The organism is Pedobacter sp. AC163, assembly GCF_979258665.1.
In genome coordinates, this window is the sequence record NZ_OZ409872.1 from 824,961 (window position 1) to 840,172 (window position 15,212).

The 15,212-nt window shown below is 41.0% G+C and carries 14 protein-coding genes; 7 read left to right on the forward strand and 7 right to left on the reverse strand.

Going from position 1 to position 15,212, the window contains the following annotated elements; all coding sequences use genetic code 11:
* Positions 1-84 precede the first annotated feature (84 nt).
* Positions 85-264 carry a hypothetical protein gene (locus ACZZZK_RS03370; protein WP_463482866.1) on the reverse strand — a complete coding sequence of 60 codons (180 nt, stop codon included), beginning with the start codon at positions 262-264 and terminating at the stop codon, positions 85-87.
* 896 nt (positions 265-1,160) lie between these two features.
* Between ACZZZK_RS03370 and ACZZZK_RS03375 the strand changes: the two genes are divergently transcribed.
* Positions 1,161-1,832 carry a succinate dehydrogenase cytochrome b subunit gene (locus ACZZZK_RS03375; protein WP_463482867.1) on the forward strand — a complete coding sequence of 224 codons (672 nt, stop codon included), beginning with the start codon at positions 1,161-1,163 and terminating at the stop codon, positions 1,830-1,832.
* Positions 1,833-2,257: 425 nt separating this feature from the next.
* Here the strand turns inward: ACZZZK_RS03375 and ACZZZK_RS03380 are convergent, their stop codons facing one another.
* Entirely contained in the window at positions 2,258-2,470 is a 213-nt protein-coding gene (locus ACZZZK_RS03380; RefSeq protein ID WP_463482868.1) for a hypothetical protein, read from the reverse strand.
* Positions 2,471-2,584: 114 nt separating this feature from the next.
* On the opposite strand from ACZZZK_RS03380, the gene ACZZZK_RS03385 reads away from it, so the two are divergent.
* Positions 2,585-3,199: a TetR/AcrR family transcriptional regulator gene (locus ACZZZK_RS03385; RefSeq protein WP_463482869.1), complete on the forward strand. Its 615-nt coding sequence runs from the start codon at positions 2,585-2,587 to the stop codon at positions 3,197-3,199.
* Between the two features lie 56 nt (positions 3,200-3,255).
* On the opposite strand, the gene ACZZZK_RS03390 is transcribed toward ACZZZK_RS03385, so the two are convergent.
* A complete protein-coding gene (locus ACZZZK_RS03390; RefSeq protein WP_463482870.1) occupies positions 3,256-4,851 on the reverse strand; it encodes a sigma-54 interaction domain-containing protein in 1,596 nt (531 codons plus the stop codon).
* 437 nt (positions 4,852-5,288) lie between these two features.
* Here ACZZZK_RS03390 and ACZZZK_RS03395 point away from each other — a divergent pair, with 437 nt between their 5' ends.
* Together ACZZZK_RS03395 and ACZZZK_RS03400 are read left to right on the forward strand one after the other, a co-directional pair.
* Positions 5,289-7,451, forward strand: a complete 2,163-nt coding sequence (locus tag ACZZZK_RS03395) for a tetratricopeptide repeat-containing sensor histidine kinase (protein ID WP_463482871.1) — start codon at positions 5,289-5,291, stop codon at positions 7,449-7,451.
* Positions 7,448-8,803, forward strand: a complete 1,356-nt coding sequence (locus tag ACZZZK_RS03400; RefSeq protein WP_463482872.1) for a sigma-54-dependent transcriptional regulator — start codon at positions 7,448-7,450, stop codon at positions 8,801-8,803. Before ACZZZK_RS03395 ends, ACZZZK_RS03400 begins: the two co-directional genes overlap by 4 nt.
* Before the next feature lie 297 nt (positions 8,804-9,100).
* Here ACZZZK_RS03400 and ACZZZK_RS03405 read toward each other — a convergent pair whose 3' ends face one another.
* The gene (locus ACZZZK_RS03405) at positions 9,101-9,325 is read right to left on the reverse strand and encodes a hypothetical protein (RefSeq protein WP_463482873.1); all 225 of its coding nucleotides are present in this window, start codon (positions 9,323-9,325) and stop codon (positions 9,101-9,103) included.
* Between the two features lie 140 nt (positions 9,326-9,465).
* Here ACZZZK_RS03405 and ACZZZK_RS03410 point away from each other — a divergent pair, with 140 nt between their 5' ends.
* A complete protein-coding gene (locus ACZZZK_RS03410) occupies positions 9,466-10,026 on the forward strand; it encodes an RNA polymerase sigma factor (protein ID WP_463482874.1) in 561 nt (186 codons plus the stop codon).
* A gap of 11 nt (positions 10,027-10,037) precedes the next feature.
* Here ACZZZK_RS03410 and ACZZZK_RS03415 read toward each other — a convergent pair whose 3' ends face one another.
* The 3 genes from ACZZZK_RS03415 to ACZZZK_RS03425 all read right to left on the reverse strand — a co-directional run bounded on the left by ACZZZK_RS03415 (position 10,038) and on the right by ACZZZK_RS03425 (position 13,048).
* The gene (locus ACZZZK_RS03415) at positions 10,038-10,865 is read right to left on the reverse strand and encodes a helix-turn-helix domain-containing protein (RefSeq protein WP_463482875.1); all 828 of its coding nucleotides are present in this window, start codon (positions 10,863-10,865) and stop codon (positions 10,038-10,040) included.
* A 50-nt stretch (positions 10,866-10,915) separates the two neighbouring features.
* Positions 10,916-11,647, reverse strand: coding sequence for an SDR family oxidoreductase (locus ACZZZK_RS03420; protein WP_463482876.1), 732 nt, complete (start codon positions 11,645-11,647; stop codon positions 10,916-10,918).
* Positions 11,648-11,740: 93 nt separating this feature from the next.
* A complete protein-coding gene (locus ACZZZK_RS03425) occupies positions 11,741-13,048 on the reverse strand; it encodes an alpha/beta hydrolase (RefSeq protein ID WP_463482877.1) in 1,308 nt (435 codons plus the stop codon).
* Positions 13,049-13,162: 114 nt separating this feature from the next.
* Between ACZZZK_RS03425 and ACZZZK_RS03430 the strand changes: the two genes are divergently transcribed.
* On the forward strand, positions 13,163-14,068 hold the full coding sequence (locus ACZZZK_RS03430) for a helix-turn-helix domain-containing protein (RefSeq protein ID WP_463482878.1): 906 nt from the start codon (positions 13,163-13,165) through the stop codon (positions 14,066-14,068).
* A 71-nt stretch (positions 14,069-14,139) separates the two neighbouring features.
* Entirely contained in the window at positions 14,140-15,045 is a 906-nt protein-coding gene (locus ACZZZK_RS03435; RefSeq protein WP_463482879.1) for an oxidoreductase, read from the forward strand.
* The last annotated feature ends 167 nt before the right edge of the window (positions 15,046-15,212 follow it).

Here is a 15,212-nt window from a genome sequence, read left to right on the forward strand (position 1 = left end):
ATCAACCATGCTCATTGCACTCTCTTCCATTCACGCATTTACTGCAATACCAAAACCTTGTTTTATTGACCCAACTGGGACTAATTACGCTACCTTCTTATGCTCCTCCTCATGATTTCCAACCATGTCCGTTAAATCGGCACGGAATTCCAAGAAAATCTTTTTTGTTCCCCTTACTGATTTAACATTCTTATCACAGTACAAATGATTTTTTCCCCTCAAAATCGTAATGAACGCTGCCACGGCATAATATAATCTTCTCATATTGCATCTTCCCTCTTAAAATTTATGAAGGTTTAAAATTAAATCATTAACGAAGTACGCACAAATTTTCTTGTTCAATTGTTACATTTAATAGCCGAATAGAGCGTTTAGTTTTAAGAAAAATAGAAAGTAAATAATGTTATCGAACAATGATAAAGGATCACAAAAATCATTAATCATTCTCTACTCATCGCTATTATAATTTCAGCACCAAATTATTAGGAATATCATTGAAAGCAGAATTCTCAACGTCCCGATCAACCCCTGCAACCAATTCGGTTAAGAAGGCAAACAAATTTTTCATTGACGCGTTAATATAATATGTCACCATTTAAAGCAGCAGTCATAGTAGGCGTAACCATTGGCCTTGTTTCATTCTTTGGTATTAGGTTATTGGCCAGTCGTCATTCCGGCGCAGAAGCTGACCGATTATTTATTTAAAATTCACTCTATTGTTAAGTGCCAAATTTCACTATTAATACGACCTGAGCATCCCTCATTAATGTGCACAACCTAAAATTAAATCTTAAATACTTGCTTTTATAACGGTGTTGATATGAATAGTTTAAATCAAACTACAAGCGCCCATAACTATTATCAGCTGAACCACTAAAAAGAGAACTTGAACTTATTCAGAGGCTAAAAGCGCAATTTTCAAAGCTAAAACACCATCTTCTATGGTCATCTTGGAAAAACCAATTCAATTGACCCCTCTTCGCCAAAATACTAAAACAAAGGCAAGCAAGAATTTACAGCAAATATATTTGTGGTGAGATGGGGTCATTCTATTCTGGTTTATTTAAAATTAGACTTTGGACCATAACGAATTAATTATCTGGTCCATCAATTGACGCATTAATCAAGTTATTTTTGAACAAAACCCAAGAAATTAAGTAATGAACTGGTTTACAAAATCGCTCACAAGCTCAATCGGCAAAAAAATAGTTATGGCGTTAACAGGTCTCTTCCTCATAAGTTTTCTGATCGTACATGCTTCGATTAATGCATTAATATTTTATAATGACTCAGGAGCAATTTTTACCATTGGCGCACACTTTATGGCGACAAACCCTATCATAAGAACGATAGAAATATTATTGGTTTTAGGCTTTATCATTCACATCGTCCAGGGTTTGTATTTGTGGAAGAAAAACCGCGATGCTAGACCAGTGCAATACGCCTATAAAAACGATTCGGCTTCGAGTAGCTGGTATAGCCGCAGCATGGCATTACTTGGTACACTTATTCTACTTTTTCTGGTCATCCATACTTCCAACTTCTGGATTCCGAACCGAATCAATCAATTTCGTTTCGGCGAAGAGCTGCCTTTATATAAGATGATAATAGAAAAATTTCAGAACCCGATAGAAGTTTTGATCTATCTTTTCGGCTGTTTTTCACTGTTTTGGCATCTATTGCATGGATTCTGGAGCGCGTTTAGATCTTTAGGCTGGAGCCACATCAAATACAATAATTTGATTTATTATTCGGGAATATCCTTCGCCATTATAGTTCCTTCAGTATTGGCAATGATGCCCATTGCCATCTTTATGCAATGGGTTAAATAAATTTAAGAGATAACTTAGAATACTGGACTTCATGACCTGATAACATTTCTGTATAAGGCCTAATAATCAAGGCAAATCGCTTATACCACTATCCGATCATAGCAATCTTAAACAACAAATGCGAAATCGTCATGATGGGGATATCGGCCAGAAAAAGCGTGCCTACAAATTCTGAAGTACTTTTAAGAACCTTTATCTGTTAATCGAGTAACCGAATGCATCAACTATACCTACATTCAACAATTCACCACTCCAATGTAAACTGATCAATATCAAATTACCTATTAATTTAAAATTGAAGATTTCTGAGGTTCGTGTAGCTATAGGAACATTGTTTGATGCTGTTTTTATGCAACCATTTTCTAGATCCGTGCAGGCGATAAGCTATTTTTCAAAGAAGAAGAATCCTGTTTTCCAAAAGTGAACTAGGCTTTAGCATCTGAACTCTCGTCAATCAATTTTGTATCACCACTTTTATCTTTCAGCGAGATAAGAATAATAAGTGAAATAAAAGGAATAAAGAAAGATACCCAAAACCAAAACCAAAATTTCCGGCCTGTTTGGCGAGCCAACACCCCTGCCGCAATCTGAGGCATTAGAATTATAGGGAGCATAAAGATCAAAAGAATCTCTACCATAATAATTTATTTAAATCTTATGCAAATATAATTAATTTAAACATCTGTTTAAAACAAATGTTTAAATTTGAGATATTTTTAGAATTCTTTCTATATTTAACCGGCAGTTAAGAAATGAAAGTAAAAAGCGAAAAGACGGCGGACACAGTATCTACGATAGAGAAAATAAAATCTGTAGCGAGGAGCGAATTTATAACCAACGGGTATTCCGGCACGAAAACGAGGGACATTGCAGAAAAAGCAGGGGTGAATCTTGCACTGATGAACTATCATTTCAGGAGCAAGGAAAATCTATTTGATCTGGTGATGCAGGAGAGTATAGAAAAACTTTTCTCCTTTATTATACCAATCCTGAACGACAGCCAAACCTCGCTTGAGGAAAAGCTGGTATTATTGAGCGAGCAGTATATCAACCTTATTCTTCAAGAGCCAAACCTTCCAATTTTTGTTTTAAACGAGATTCAGCACAACCCGGAGCGTTTCGCGAGCCAGATCAAATTTAACACGGAAATTATGGGATCGATTTATCTTACTCAACTCAAGGAGGCAGATCCGGGCTGCGATGCTGTCCAGCACCTTATTACTTATCTTGGTATACTACTCTTCCCTTTTTTCATGAGACCTGTTATGACCGCAACAGGCAACTTAGGTGATGAGCAATTTGTCGCCGCTATGCTTCAGAGACAAAAGATAGCTCCTGTTTGGATGAAAGCGATTCTTGGCATTTAAATTATCATGTAACTTTGGGTAAGCGAAATACATACTATCGCCGTTTGGGAGAAATGCTAAAGGCAAAGAAATTCATCTTTATCTATCTTGAGTCGCAATAGCTTAGAGGCGAGGGTGCTTGGCGGAAATCCCAAGAGGGCTGCAGCACCATTTTTACCGGATATCTTGCCCAGGCTGAGCCGAAGCGCATCTTTCAAGTGGTGGCGCTCCATTTCTTCAAATGTTTTAAAATGTGTTTCTATTCTTGGAACTGCGGAATGCTCTTCTTTTTCAGGAAGGTAAAGTGCTTTGAGAACCGGCCCTGCGGCCACTAAAATACTTCGTTCAATAAAGTGTTCGAGCTCCCTCACGTTTCCCGGCCAATGATATTCGGCTATTTGCTTGAATGCATGAGGTGAAAGTGTGACTGGGGTTTTATCCCTAGCATGTTTGTTCAGGAAATAGTCACACAATAAGGTCAGGTCTTCCATTCTTTCTCTCAGGGGAGGAACAGGTATTGAAAATACGTTCAGCCTGTAATAAAGATCACTTCTAAATCTTCCCTGAGTTACTTCTGCCTGAAGATCTCTGCTGGTTGCGGCAATGATGCGTACATTAACTTTGATTGATTTTGAGGCACCCACTCTTTCAATTTCTTTTTCTTGCAGCACCCTCAAAAGTTTTACCTGCAATGCAGAATCCATTTCTCCAATTTCGTCCAGAAAAAGCGTTCCGCCGTGGGCTAGTTCAAATTTGCCGATGCGTTTGTCAGTAGCACCTGTAAAACTACCCTTTTCATGTCCGAAAAGTTCAGATTCTATAAGGTGAAGGGGTAGCGCCGCACAGTTTACTTTTACAAAGGGCATGTCCTTTCTTTCTGATCGGAAATGGATTTCATTTGCAACCAGTTCTTTTCCGGTACCGGTTTCCCCCAGGATTAGTACTGTGGCATACGAGGTAGCTACTTTATCGATCAAAAGATTTAACTTTTGCATACCCGGACCTGTTCCGATCATAACCTTATTTGATTCTTCATGTTGTGCGGGCTCCGGTTGGTTATTTTGAATAAAGGACTGATCTGTCAAAGGAATCTTTATCTGGGTTTGTTGGATTTGCTGAAAGCTTGCAATGGCACCAGACAATAGCGCGGTTATAATGTTCGGTATTTTATAATTGCTCTTCGCGGGTACATACCAGAAAATACCAATCCCGTTTCCACCGAAATCCAGATAACGGGCGACGACTTCTTTTATGCCCATTCTGTGCAAGAGAAACATCCATGGTTCTACCCTATCTTTTGCAGCGGCATCAATAACACTAAACACCTCTAACGGATTATCTTCGTTCGGTTCCGTGCTTTGGATGTTTCGAAAACCATTTATCTCTGTAAGTATTTCTGAATAATCATCTTCTAAGAACGCTGCTGATTTGAAATCGCAAATTTGACGAAAATGTCCGTAAGGGTCAGTAAAATGAATGAAATACCTTTCAAAAAGTCCAGACCCACCAATTATGCCGTGGATATAAGATGAAAGCGCCTCCATACTTTTTATTGACGAAAGGCAGCCTGCGTCAATGTTTGAAAAATGCTTTGGTTGCTCACTATACAATTTTGCCGATAGATGTGAACTGCCGGGAAGATCTTCTTTAGACAGGTAATTATTTTTTTCCATTTACTTTACTTCGGATTTATCACGCTTACCTTCCTCTACAAAATTTTGTCATGAAAAGGTCAAGCTTAAATTCCCAAAGTTCAAGAAATATACCAAAATTATAACTATCTGTATCACAAAATATTATAAAATCAAAAATTTTAAAATGTTGAGATATCAACACAAATCAGGGATATGCTATTGATATTTCAACAAAATGCTACTTGTCTATACCGGTCAAAGCTTGACCAATATGGCTAAAAAACAAGTAATCAGAAATTTACGGAATTTTTTGTCCATTTTTAGCTAACTAAATGCAAAAAATGACTCTGACTAAAAGCTATTCCCGTGTACCTGGTCGAATCTGGCAGATGTTTGGCCTCTGCCCCTTTCTTTTATTCTGTAGCGCTTTTTGCTGCAGCGCCCAGTACTTCTCCGCGCCAAAGCCGGTCGATCGAATGAAAGAATCGGAACTTCAGAGGAGTGTTCAGATGCAAGAGGATAATATTATAAAGGTGGATATGTTACTTTCTCTTTCCAACATTTATTATTACAAACCAGAGCGAAAAATTGCATTCATCAAAAAGAGTATCGGATACGCCAGCCAGGCTGCATCTTTGAGTAAAAAGCTGGCTAATATGCAGAAATATTACGAAGCGAGGTATATGGAATCACTTGGAATGCTGATCGAAGATAAGTTCCCGGAAGTGGAGGCCATACTCCCTTCGCTGGACGATAAAACCAGATGTGATCTGCTTGTGGCTTTGGGATTTCATTTGCTTAACACCAAACTAAGAATTGAGCAAATGCGACCTGAAGCAGAACGAGTTTTATTGGTGGCAAAAGCACTCAGTATCCGATTAAAAGCGAAGCGTAATGAGCTTATCTCGAGAGAGTGCCTGGCGATTGCAACGTTTCAAGTGGGAAAAAAAATAGATCCGGGAATGGAAATAGAAAAAGTTGTCAAGGAATACAAAAAGTACAAGGTTTGGGGCATCCAGTATGCTTACTACCTAGCTGCAGATTTCTACAACTACCAATCGAAAAACGATATCGGCATGCCTTACTTGAGAGCCGGTATAAAAGTAATGGAAGAAACGGGTGATCAATTGATAGAAGGAGATTTATACAGGCTTCTTGGGATGGTATTCAAGGGGGAAGATGAGTTCGAGAAGGAGCTCGAGGCATATCAAAAAGCTCTTTCCGCTTATAAGCGCTATCCCGGTCTTGGAGATATGTACTATGGAATACAGGGAATAGCATTTGGACTAATACACCTGAAAAGACCTAAAGAAGCCCTTAGGTTTCTGGACAGTGCGACTCGCTCAAACAAACCAGAGATCTATATGCAGAAATTGAATATCGTTAATATGTATGGCAATACATATCTCGCGCTGAAAGATAATAAAAAGGCAGAAAAATATTTTCTGGAGCGCTTCAAGCTGGTCAGTGACAATCATGATGAAAGCTATGTCACTTTCGATCGGATGGGCTATTTTTACATAGAGAGCAAGCAATATTCAAAGGCCAGACCTTTTTTGGAAGAGGCCATACGCAGAATACTGCCGAGTACAACAACACCAACTGCGATCACCAGTACTAAATATAGATTGTATCTGGTTGATTCAGCGGAAGGAAAATACCTATCAGCGATCCGCCAGCTCAGTGCCACCCATTCATTTAGTGATTCTGTTGCAAAGGAAAAAAAGAAAAAAGAAATTGCCAATTTACTTGTACAGTATGAAGATGACAAAAAACAGAACGTGATTAGATCGCTACGACAAAAAGCCCAACTCGATCTGGCGAATGTCAAAAAGGCAAGTTTGATCAGAAACCTGAGTATAGCGGGCATTCTTTTAATGCTCATACTTGGTGGTATTTTTTATCGCCAGTCACTGATTAGACAAAAGCTCAACAAAGAAATCTTGGCTAAAAACAGTCGTCAGGAAGTATTACTTTCCAGATTAAACAGGCTGCTTTCTGAGAAACAGTGGCTCCTCAAGGAAGTACACCATAGGGTAAAAAATAACCTGCATACCATAATTAGTCTGCTCAACCTTCAGGCAGAATTTCTAAAGGATGATGCGCTGCTCGCCATTGAAAACAGTCAGCACCGGATACACGCCATGTCCTTGATTCATCAAAAACTCTATGCTTCAGAAGACGTTCAGAACATTGAAATGAGGGAGTACATTAAGGAGCTGGTAGCTTACCTTAAGGATAGTTTTGGGGAAGCAGAAAACATTTCCTATTCTACCGAGATCGACGCTTTATCACTGGATGTTGGACAAGCCATGCCGCTTGGACTGATCATCAACGAGGCGGTGACCAATTCTATCAAATATGCTTTTCCATGGGGCAGAAAAGGTAGGATCAGCATTCAACTTAGCAAAGTTGGAAAACTGGTCGAACTGACTATTTCAGACAATGGCATAGGTATGGTTAGCCCTGCACGGGATAGTAATTTAAGTTCACTAGGACTTAAGCTCATCGAAGGGCTGAGCGCAGATATCAATGGCGAGTTAACGATCGAAAGCGACAATGGCACAAAACTTATCATTAGTTTTGATCCGGAATACCTAAATTCCCTTACGGTTATCGAAGAGGAGGAAATGGCTTGAAGCTGAAAATACTAATTGTTGAAGACCAGTTTATAGAGGCATACAGCCTTGAGCGTATTCTACTGAAGGCCGGGTATGCTACCTGCAGCATTGCGCGTTCTGTACCTATTGCCCTGAAAATACTGGATAAGGAACAGCCTGACCTGGTATTGCTCGACATACAGCTGCAAGGAAGTCTTACCGGAATAGACCTTGCCAAAACCCTTAGAAAGAACAAGATTCCCTTTGTTTATCTCTCGGCCAACTCAAACAAAAAAATACTTGAAGAGGCCAAAGCAACGATGCCGCAGGGTTTTTTGGTGAAGCCTTTCCGCGAGAAAGATGTTCTGGTGATGATTGAAGTTGCCTGGTATCTTCACGAACATCGGATCGAAACTCCGCAGCCGGCCCTCCCAAACATTACTCATAACACATTCAAGAATTTTCTTGGAAACAGCGCCAAAATAAAAGCGGTTCTCTCGCAGGTCAAAGTGGTAAGCGATTCTGACGTCTCGGTACTCATACTGGGAGAAAGCGGTACGGGCAAGGAGCTCATCGCAAAGGATATCCATCAAAATTCTAAAAGAAAAAATAAACCTTTTGTGGTTGTAAACTGCTCTGCACTTCCCGAGAGTCTTATCGAATCTGAACTTTTCGGACATGAAAAAGGTGCATTTACTGGTGCTCACAACAAGAGAACCGGGAAATTTGAACAGGCAGACGGGGGAACAATTTTCCTGGATGAAATCGGAGAACTTCCACTAGAAATGCAGGTGAAATTTCTTCGCGTTTTACAGGAAAGAGAAATTGAGCCTATTGCCGGGCAGATTAAGAAAATCGATGTGCGAGTTTTGGCGGCTACCAACCGGAATTTGAGCGAAGAAATTGCGGCGGGTAGATTTAGATTGGATCTTTTTTACCGGCTGAATGTCTTCCCGATAGAGCTGCCTCCTTTAAGAGAACGAAAAAACGATGTTGTTCTTTTGGCACAGCATTTCCTTGAAAAGTATTCAAAAGAATCGAACAAAACTATAGATGGGTTTTCTCCAAATGTAACTGAGCAGTTGCTGCAATATGAATGGCCCGGGAATGTCAGAGAATTGGAGAATCTGATCTTCAGAAGTGTTTTGTTAAGTGAAACTGAGCAGATTGAAAATATTGAGCTACCCTTGACTTTGGCAAAAACATCCCAGGTCAAGGTAAAAACCATACTCGAAAACGAAAAAGATCATATCTTATCGGTTCTTGAGCAGTGTAACTGGAAAGTCTTTGGAAATGGCGGGGCTGCAGAAGTTCTTGACATGCATATTTCCACACTAAATTCTAGAATGAAAAAACTCGGCATTAGCAAACCAAAGAGTTCAAACTCCTGAATTCATCTTTATCCTTTCCGCAATCAAAGACGCCCATCCGTATACGTTTTAAACTATTCCCGTCTGACCACAAACTGGTCTATTGTCCATATTTAAACAATAGACCTGGAGGATAACGGCATGTCGCGAAGTAGCACCACCTATCAAAATTTGTAATTAACTGACTTACAGACTATAACAACTTGGCTTCATTTATGAATTCTCCGCATTATGCTTACTGAATAGTTCAGTAGGATTTTCAAGGCAGAATTACATGAAGATAAAATTAATTGCAAGTATCGGTAGAGACCGCAAAACTCAGCGACCTTTCAGCGCGGAAAGCAAGATGCTTTCCTTTACGTTCAGATCGGGATTATCGACGCCCATTTCTACGGAAGTTTCCTGTTCAATGACCAATAAGATGAGCAGCTTAAGCTCATTTTCCCAGGCCGGCAATTCAAAAAGATCCAAAAAATCATTTCGTTCGCAATCCTTTAAGGATCCCGAAATAAACTTATCAAAACTGCTCCTTAATGTTTCCATAATCGATATACCTGAGTATTACGCAAGCGGGGAGCATTTCAATGAATCGGAAAATAATAATTAAATGTGAAGGTTTTCCGGAAACCAACAAGTAGTCGACACGCCTGAAGAATTAAACACATAAACCAAACTATACCTAAATGGAAGAAATATTATTAGAATCGCGAGAAAAAAAATTGCTGAATGCCATGAATGCCAATAGTGAAGAAGCATTTACGAAGATTTATCACATTTATTTTAACCGATTATACTCAAGGATTATGTTTCTGGTAAAAGATGAAGAACTAGCAGATGAACTTATTCAGGAACTTTTTTTAAGGCTCTGGGTAAATAGAACAAAAATTGATCCCTCAAAATCAATTCAGGCCTATTTATATAAGATAGCCCAAAACCTGGTTTATGACCATTTCAGAAAGGTTGCCAGTGACCGGCGAATGATTCAGGAGTTATCTAACCATACAAGTGAACTCTACTGGCATTCAGACGTTTTAATAGAAGAAAAAGAGCAGAACGACATTCTTTGTTGCGCAATAGAAAGCTTGAGTCCTCAACGAAAGAAAACTTTTGTGTATTGCAAACTCGAAGGATACTCCTACCAAAAGGCAAGCGAGGTGCTTGGCATTTCGCAAGCAACAATCAATACCCATATCACGCATTCTTTCAGATTGCTGAAAAGCTACGTACTGAGAAACTATTGCTGAACAATCGCAACTTAAACCGGTCTTTTATTATTGATCAGGGATGGAGAGAAACCAAAAGCTTTTTTAAAAGATCGGGAAAAATGTGAAAGGTCTGCAAAACCAAGTTCAAGATAAATTTCAGTTGGCTTTTTACCCTGAATAAGTAACTGCTGAGCCTGCTCGAGACGTCTGGTAATCAGCCATTGGGATGCACTGACTGCGAAAACTTTGATAAAATCCCGTTGAAAAGTTGAAAGACTTCTTCCTGTGAGTGTGGCGAAATTACTAATTGGAATATTAAACATATAGTTTCGAAGCATAAAAGCTTTGAGGTCAATCTTTCCAGGTTCTTCAAAATCGAAAATTATCGAGGCAAGTTTAAGCGGATATTCCAGCAGTGCAAGAACAGCCTCTTCGAGCTTGTGGCGTCGGAGCGATTCGGGAATCATGGTCCCGGATTTTCGATAGCTATCAAGTGAACCAAACAGGCTGTCAAATGCCGGCCAGTTCTGAAGGGTTACCACTCCACTGAATTTAGGGGGTCCGTCCCCGAACAGGTCAGGAGTGTTTTTGATCATATAGTCTTGTAGTAGTTTCTGATCGAGAATAAATACAATGATCTCATATGGGGTGCCTCCGGGGAGTGGCCTGCTGCCGCATTTGATCAGGTGATTGCGCTGAATAAAAACCGTTTCACCCGCTCTGTAGATCTTATCGGATGTGGTATCGAAAAGGCGGAGTTCTCCACTTATCACATGTAAAAGCATATGTTCAGCGATCAGCTCCTCTAAAAGTTGGTGTTGGTGCCAGCCTACCGCATAAGTGATACCCTCTCCTATCGGCTCTGTTTTGTTTTCCATATTTGATAGATAAATAAAAAGTTGCCGGCACGAGCACCGGCAACTTTCAGTTAAATAGCTTGTTGCAGTGGACGGATGGTAATCTCGTTCACCCCTATATCCTTAGGCTGCGATATTGCATAGATCACGGCATCTGCTATTGCATCAGCCTCCATTGAGGCCATTGGCCCCATTTTCCCGATCATCTCAAAAACCTTTTTACTGGTTATATCTCTTCCCAGCTCGGTAGATACTGCTCCGGGATAAAGCGTGGTTACTTTAATTTTTCCGGCCAGTTCTTCTCTAAGCCCCTCCATAATTGATTTAACGGCTGATTTGGTAGCCGAATATATTCCGGTACTTGGGAAAATTTTCAAACCTGCTGTGGAAGATGTTGAAAGGATGTGGCCTTTGCCCACTTTTAACATAGCAGGAAGTACGGCATGGATACCGTAGAGCACGCCCTTAATGTTTACATCAACCATGCGCTCCCATTCTTCCAGGTTACCTTCCTCAAAAAAAGATATCGGCATAATTCCTGCATTGTTCCAGAGTACATCCACACGCCCAAAAGTTTTCAGGGCAAGATCGATCAGCTGGTCAACATCTCCTTTTAAGGTAACATCCGTTTTTTTGTAAACAGCATTCTCACCTATTTCTTTAGCTAGTTTTGCAAGTTGATCGGTCCTTCTGGCGCCGAGTACCAGCTTAGCACTCAAAGATCCGAGCTTGAGCGCTGTTGCGGCGCCCATGCCGCTACTGGCCCCTGTAATGACAATTACTTTATCTTTGATGTTTTCCATTATCGTTTTTTTTATACAAATTTAGGCTCCGGGGCCAGATAAAGTTTGACTGTACCGGTCAAAGATAGTCGTCTGAAATAGTCAGGATAAGCCTTACTGAAATAGATACTTTTTAAGGTGTGCTGATGCCTGTATAAATACATCTCTTGTTTGTGGAATGGTTGCTAGGCCATTGAGCAGGCCCCAATCGTGGATTACCCCATTGTATCTGACCGTTGTGGCATCTACCCCAGCCAAAAGCAGTTTTCTTCCAAAAGCCTCTCCTTCATCCCTAAGCACATCATTTTCTGCCACCTGTATTAGTGTTGGCGGAAAACCTATAAGCTGTTCCATCGTCGCGTGAAGCGGAGAAGCGTAGGCCTCCTTCCTTTTTTTGGGATCCGGAATATACATATCATACATCCATTTCATCAGTGGGGTAGTCAAAAAGCGGTCGGCACCAAAAGCCTTGTAGGATTCAGTTTCAAAATCAGCATCTACAATGGGCCAAAGCATAACCGCTGCCTTGATCGAAGGTCCTTTACGCTCCTTGGTCAGCATTGCCATTACAGCGGTCATGTTTCCCCCTACGCTATTTCCTATTATGCCAAGTTTGACACCATCAACTCCGATCTCCTTGCCGTGCAGCGCAACCCATTTTGTAGCAGCATAAATTTCATTGATGGCTACCGGGTAAGCCTTTTCGGGTGTTCTGGAATAGTTAACAAACACTCCTACTGCTCCGGATCCTACAACAAGATCTCTGAGCATGCGTCTGTGTGTGGGATAATCTCCCAATACCCATCCCCCGCCGTGGATGAAGATAAATACGGGTAGATTTCCTTTTACGCCTTGGGGCCTGACAACATTCAGTTTGATGCTAAAACCATCTGATTCTATGGTTTTCTCAAACTGCTCTATTCCCGACTCATCGACTTTGACAGAAGACTGGGCGCCAGAAAGTACGGCCCTTGCTTGTTGGGGCGTTAAAGTTTCCAGACCTGGTCCACCATTGTTAAGGGAATTGAGGAAGGTTTTCACCTGCGGGCTTAGATGTTCGTCACTGCGAAAATCTTTGACTTGAGCATTGGCTACCGCTACGGCTGCCAATATTAAAATGAGGCTTGCAAGTACCAGCCTTGCTGTACTGAGAGTGCTTCTATTAATGTTCATAATTTTTGGAATTATTGATTTTGGTGAATATTTATCTTTCTTGGTTAATCTATTTACCGGCCAGGCATTAGCCGTATCATCTTCTGACTTTCCCTTTCGCAGCTCAAAAACTTCTAGGTAAACCCAGGGAACTTCCTGTACAAATCCAGGAAAGATATCACTGAATTTTTCAAATCGCCAAACAGAAGCTACTTCTGAGCCGTCAAAAAATTTCTTCTTCATTTTGTAACTGTTACATGACCGATACATTTTAGACAAACCTAATTTTTCTTCCTTTGGCAAGAGGGTACCATGACAGGTATTCTCAATGGTCCAGAAAAAGGAAAGAAAAACAATCTGACTTGATTCATGTATCTTTGCAAGATGAAAGGCATCATCGAAATCGCGGATTTTTATAAGCCATTAAAGTTTAGCGGGCAGGAAAGAATCAACGGAAAAGGCCATTTTAATATTACGCGTGTGGAAGACATCCCGCTGCATCAAGGAAAATCTGCAGAATATCTGCGCCGCTCCTACTACAAAATCAGTTTCGTATCCGGCCATAGCAGGATCAGATACCCAAACCATCAATTTGAAATCAATGGTCCGGCGCTTGTTTTTACCCATCCCAGAAAGCCCTATCAATGGGAAAGAATCAGTAAGGACCATACCGGATACGTATGCATTTTCGATAACAGCTTCCTATCGCACCTGGCGAGTTCGGATGATTTTTCCGTGTTTTCACAGGAAGAGCACAGCGTAGTAACACTTGAAAAAGCGCAGGCTGATAATATAGAAAACATATTTAAAAGTATGTTGGAAGAGTTGGGAGGCTCCTTTCATTTAAAATACTCGTTACTGGCGCTGATGCTTTTAGAATTAATTTATAGGGGAGAAAAACAGGTTCCCTCACGCCAACCGGCAAACCAGATGCGTGATGCCAATGAACGCATTGTTGAGCAGTTTTTTGGAAAACTCGAGCAGCAGTTTCCAATTGAAGACAGCACACAACGGTTAGAACTCATTGAACCCAGAGATTTCGCCAGGCAGTTGAATATCCATGTGAATCACCTTAACAAGGCGCTAAAAAAAATTACCGGCAAATCCACCTCAGCTCTGATTTCAGAAAGACTTATTTTGGAAGCAAAAAACTTGCTTGTGGGAACGAGCTGGACTGTGGGCGAGATCTCCTGGACACTGGGCTTTGAGGCGGCGAATCATTTTTCTGCCTTTTTCAAACGTAATACAACAATCAGTCCGTTCAATTATAGGAAAGCTAAAATTGATTGATATATATATCTTTTTGATTGACCCAACGAGTTGACAGGGAAATAATCTACTGATCTTTGCTTAAAAAAGATATGAACTGGACGACAGATAATATTCCGGACCAGCAGAACAAGACTGCTTTAGTTACCGGAGCAAACAGTGGAATTGGTTATGAGATTGCCAAGGCACTTTACCAAAAAGGGGCTCATGTGATCTTAGCTTCAAGAGAGATCGAGCGTGCAGCAGAAGCAATCCTAACTATAAAGGCCGATGGAGGAAGCGGATCACTTGAAATGGAAAGGCTTGATCTTTCGAGCTTAAAGCAAGTGCACGAATTTGCGACAGCTATCAAACAGCGTCACCAAAAGATAGATGTGCTGATCAACAATGCGGGTATAATGACCCCTCCGGCAGGTTTGAGCGAAGATGGATTTGAGCAACAGTTTGCCGTTAATCTTCTGGGACATTTTGCCCTTACCGGGCTCTTATACCCGTTACTTCGTAAGAGCCAGGCGGCAAGAGTGGTAACAATGAGCAGCGGCGCATACAAAATGGTAAAGCAATTAGATTTCGAAAACCTGAGGCTAGAGAAGGTATATGATGCGCAGCGCGAGTACTCGATGAGTAAACTGGCAGACTTACTGTTTATGACCGAACTGCAAAGAAGGTCAACTGCCTTTGGAGATAATATCATTTCAAGCGCGGCCCATCCCGGGGTTACTGAAAGCAGGCTTGCAAGGCATATGGACAAAGCCGTTTTTGATGCTGCAGTCGAACAATACGGAGCACTGATGCCGGCATGGCAAGGCGCGCTTCCTGCACTATATGCTGCTACGGCGGGTGATGTTAAAGGTGGTGACTATTATGGCCCGGATGGAGAATACGAGTTGCGGGGATACCCGGCCCTCGCCGAGCTGACTGATGCAGCAAAAGACGGATGCCAAGCGGAAAAACTATGGCAGTTTGCTGCTGAAGTAACCGGTCTGAACTATCCTTAAGCGGCCATTTCCAACAAATAAATTGTAGGCATCTCCCGGATTATACAGCAACTATGCGACCGGGTGGCCTATTCAAGCTCAGCAGTGGTTTTTCTGCCACTATCATCAGCTGTTCTCGTATTCCAGATAACAGCCTTTAGCGGAGTGATCGGCCCTGCATTGTAAAA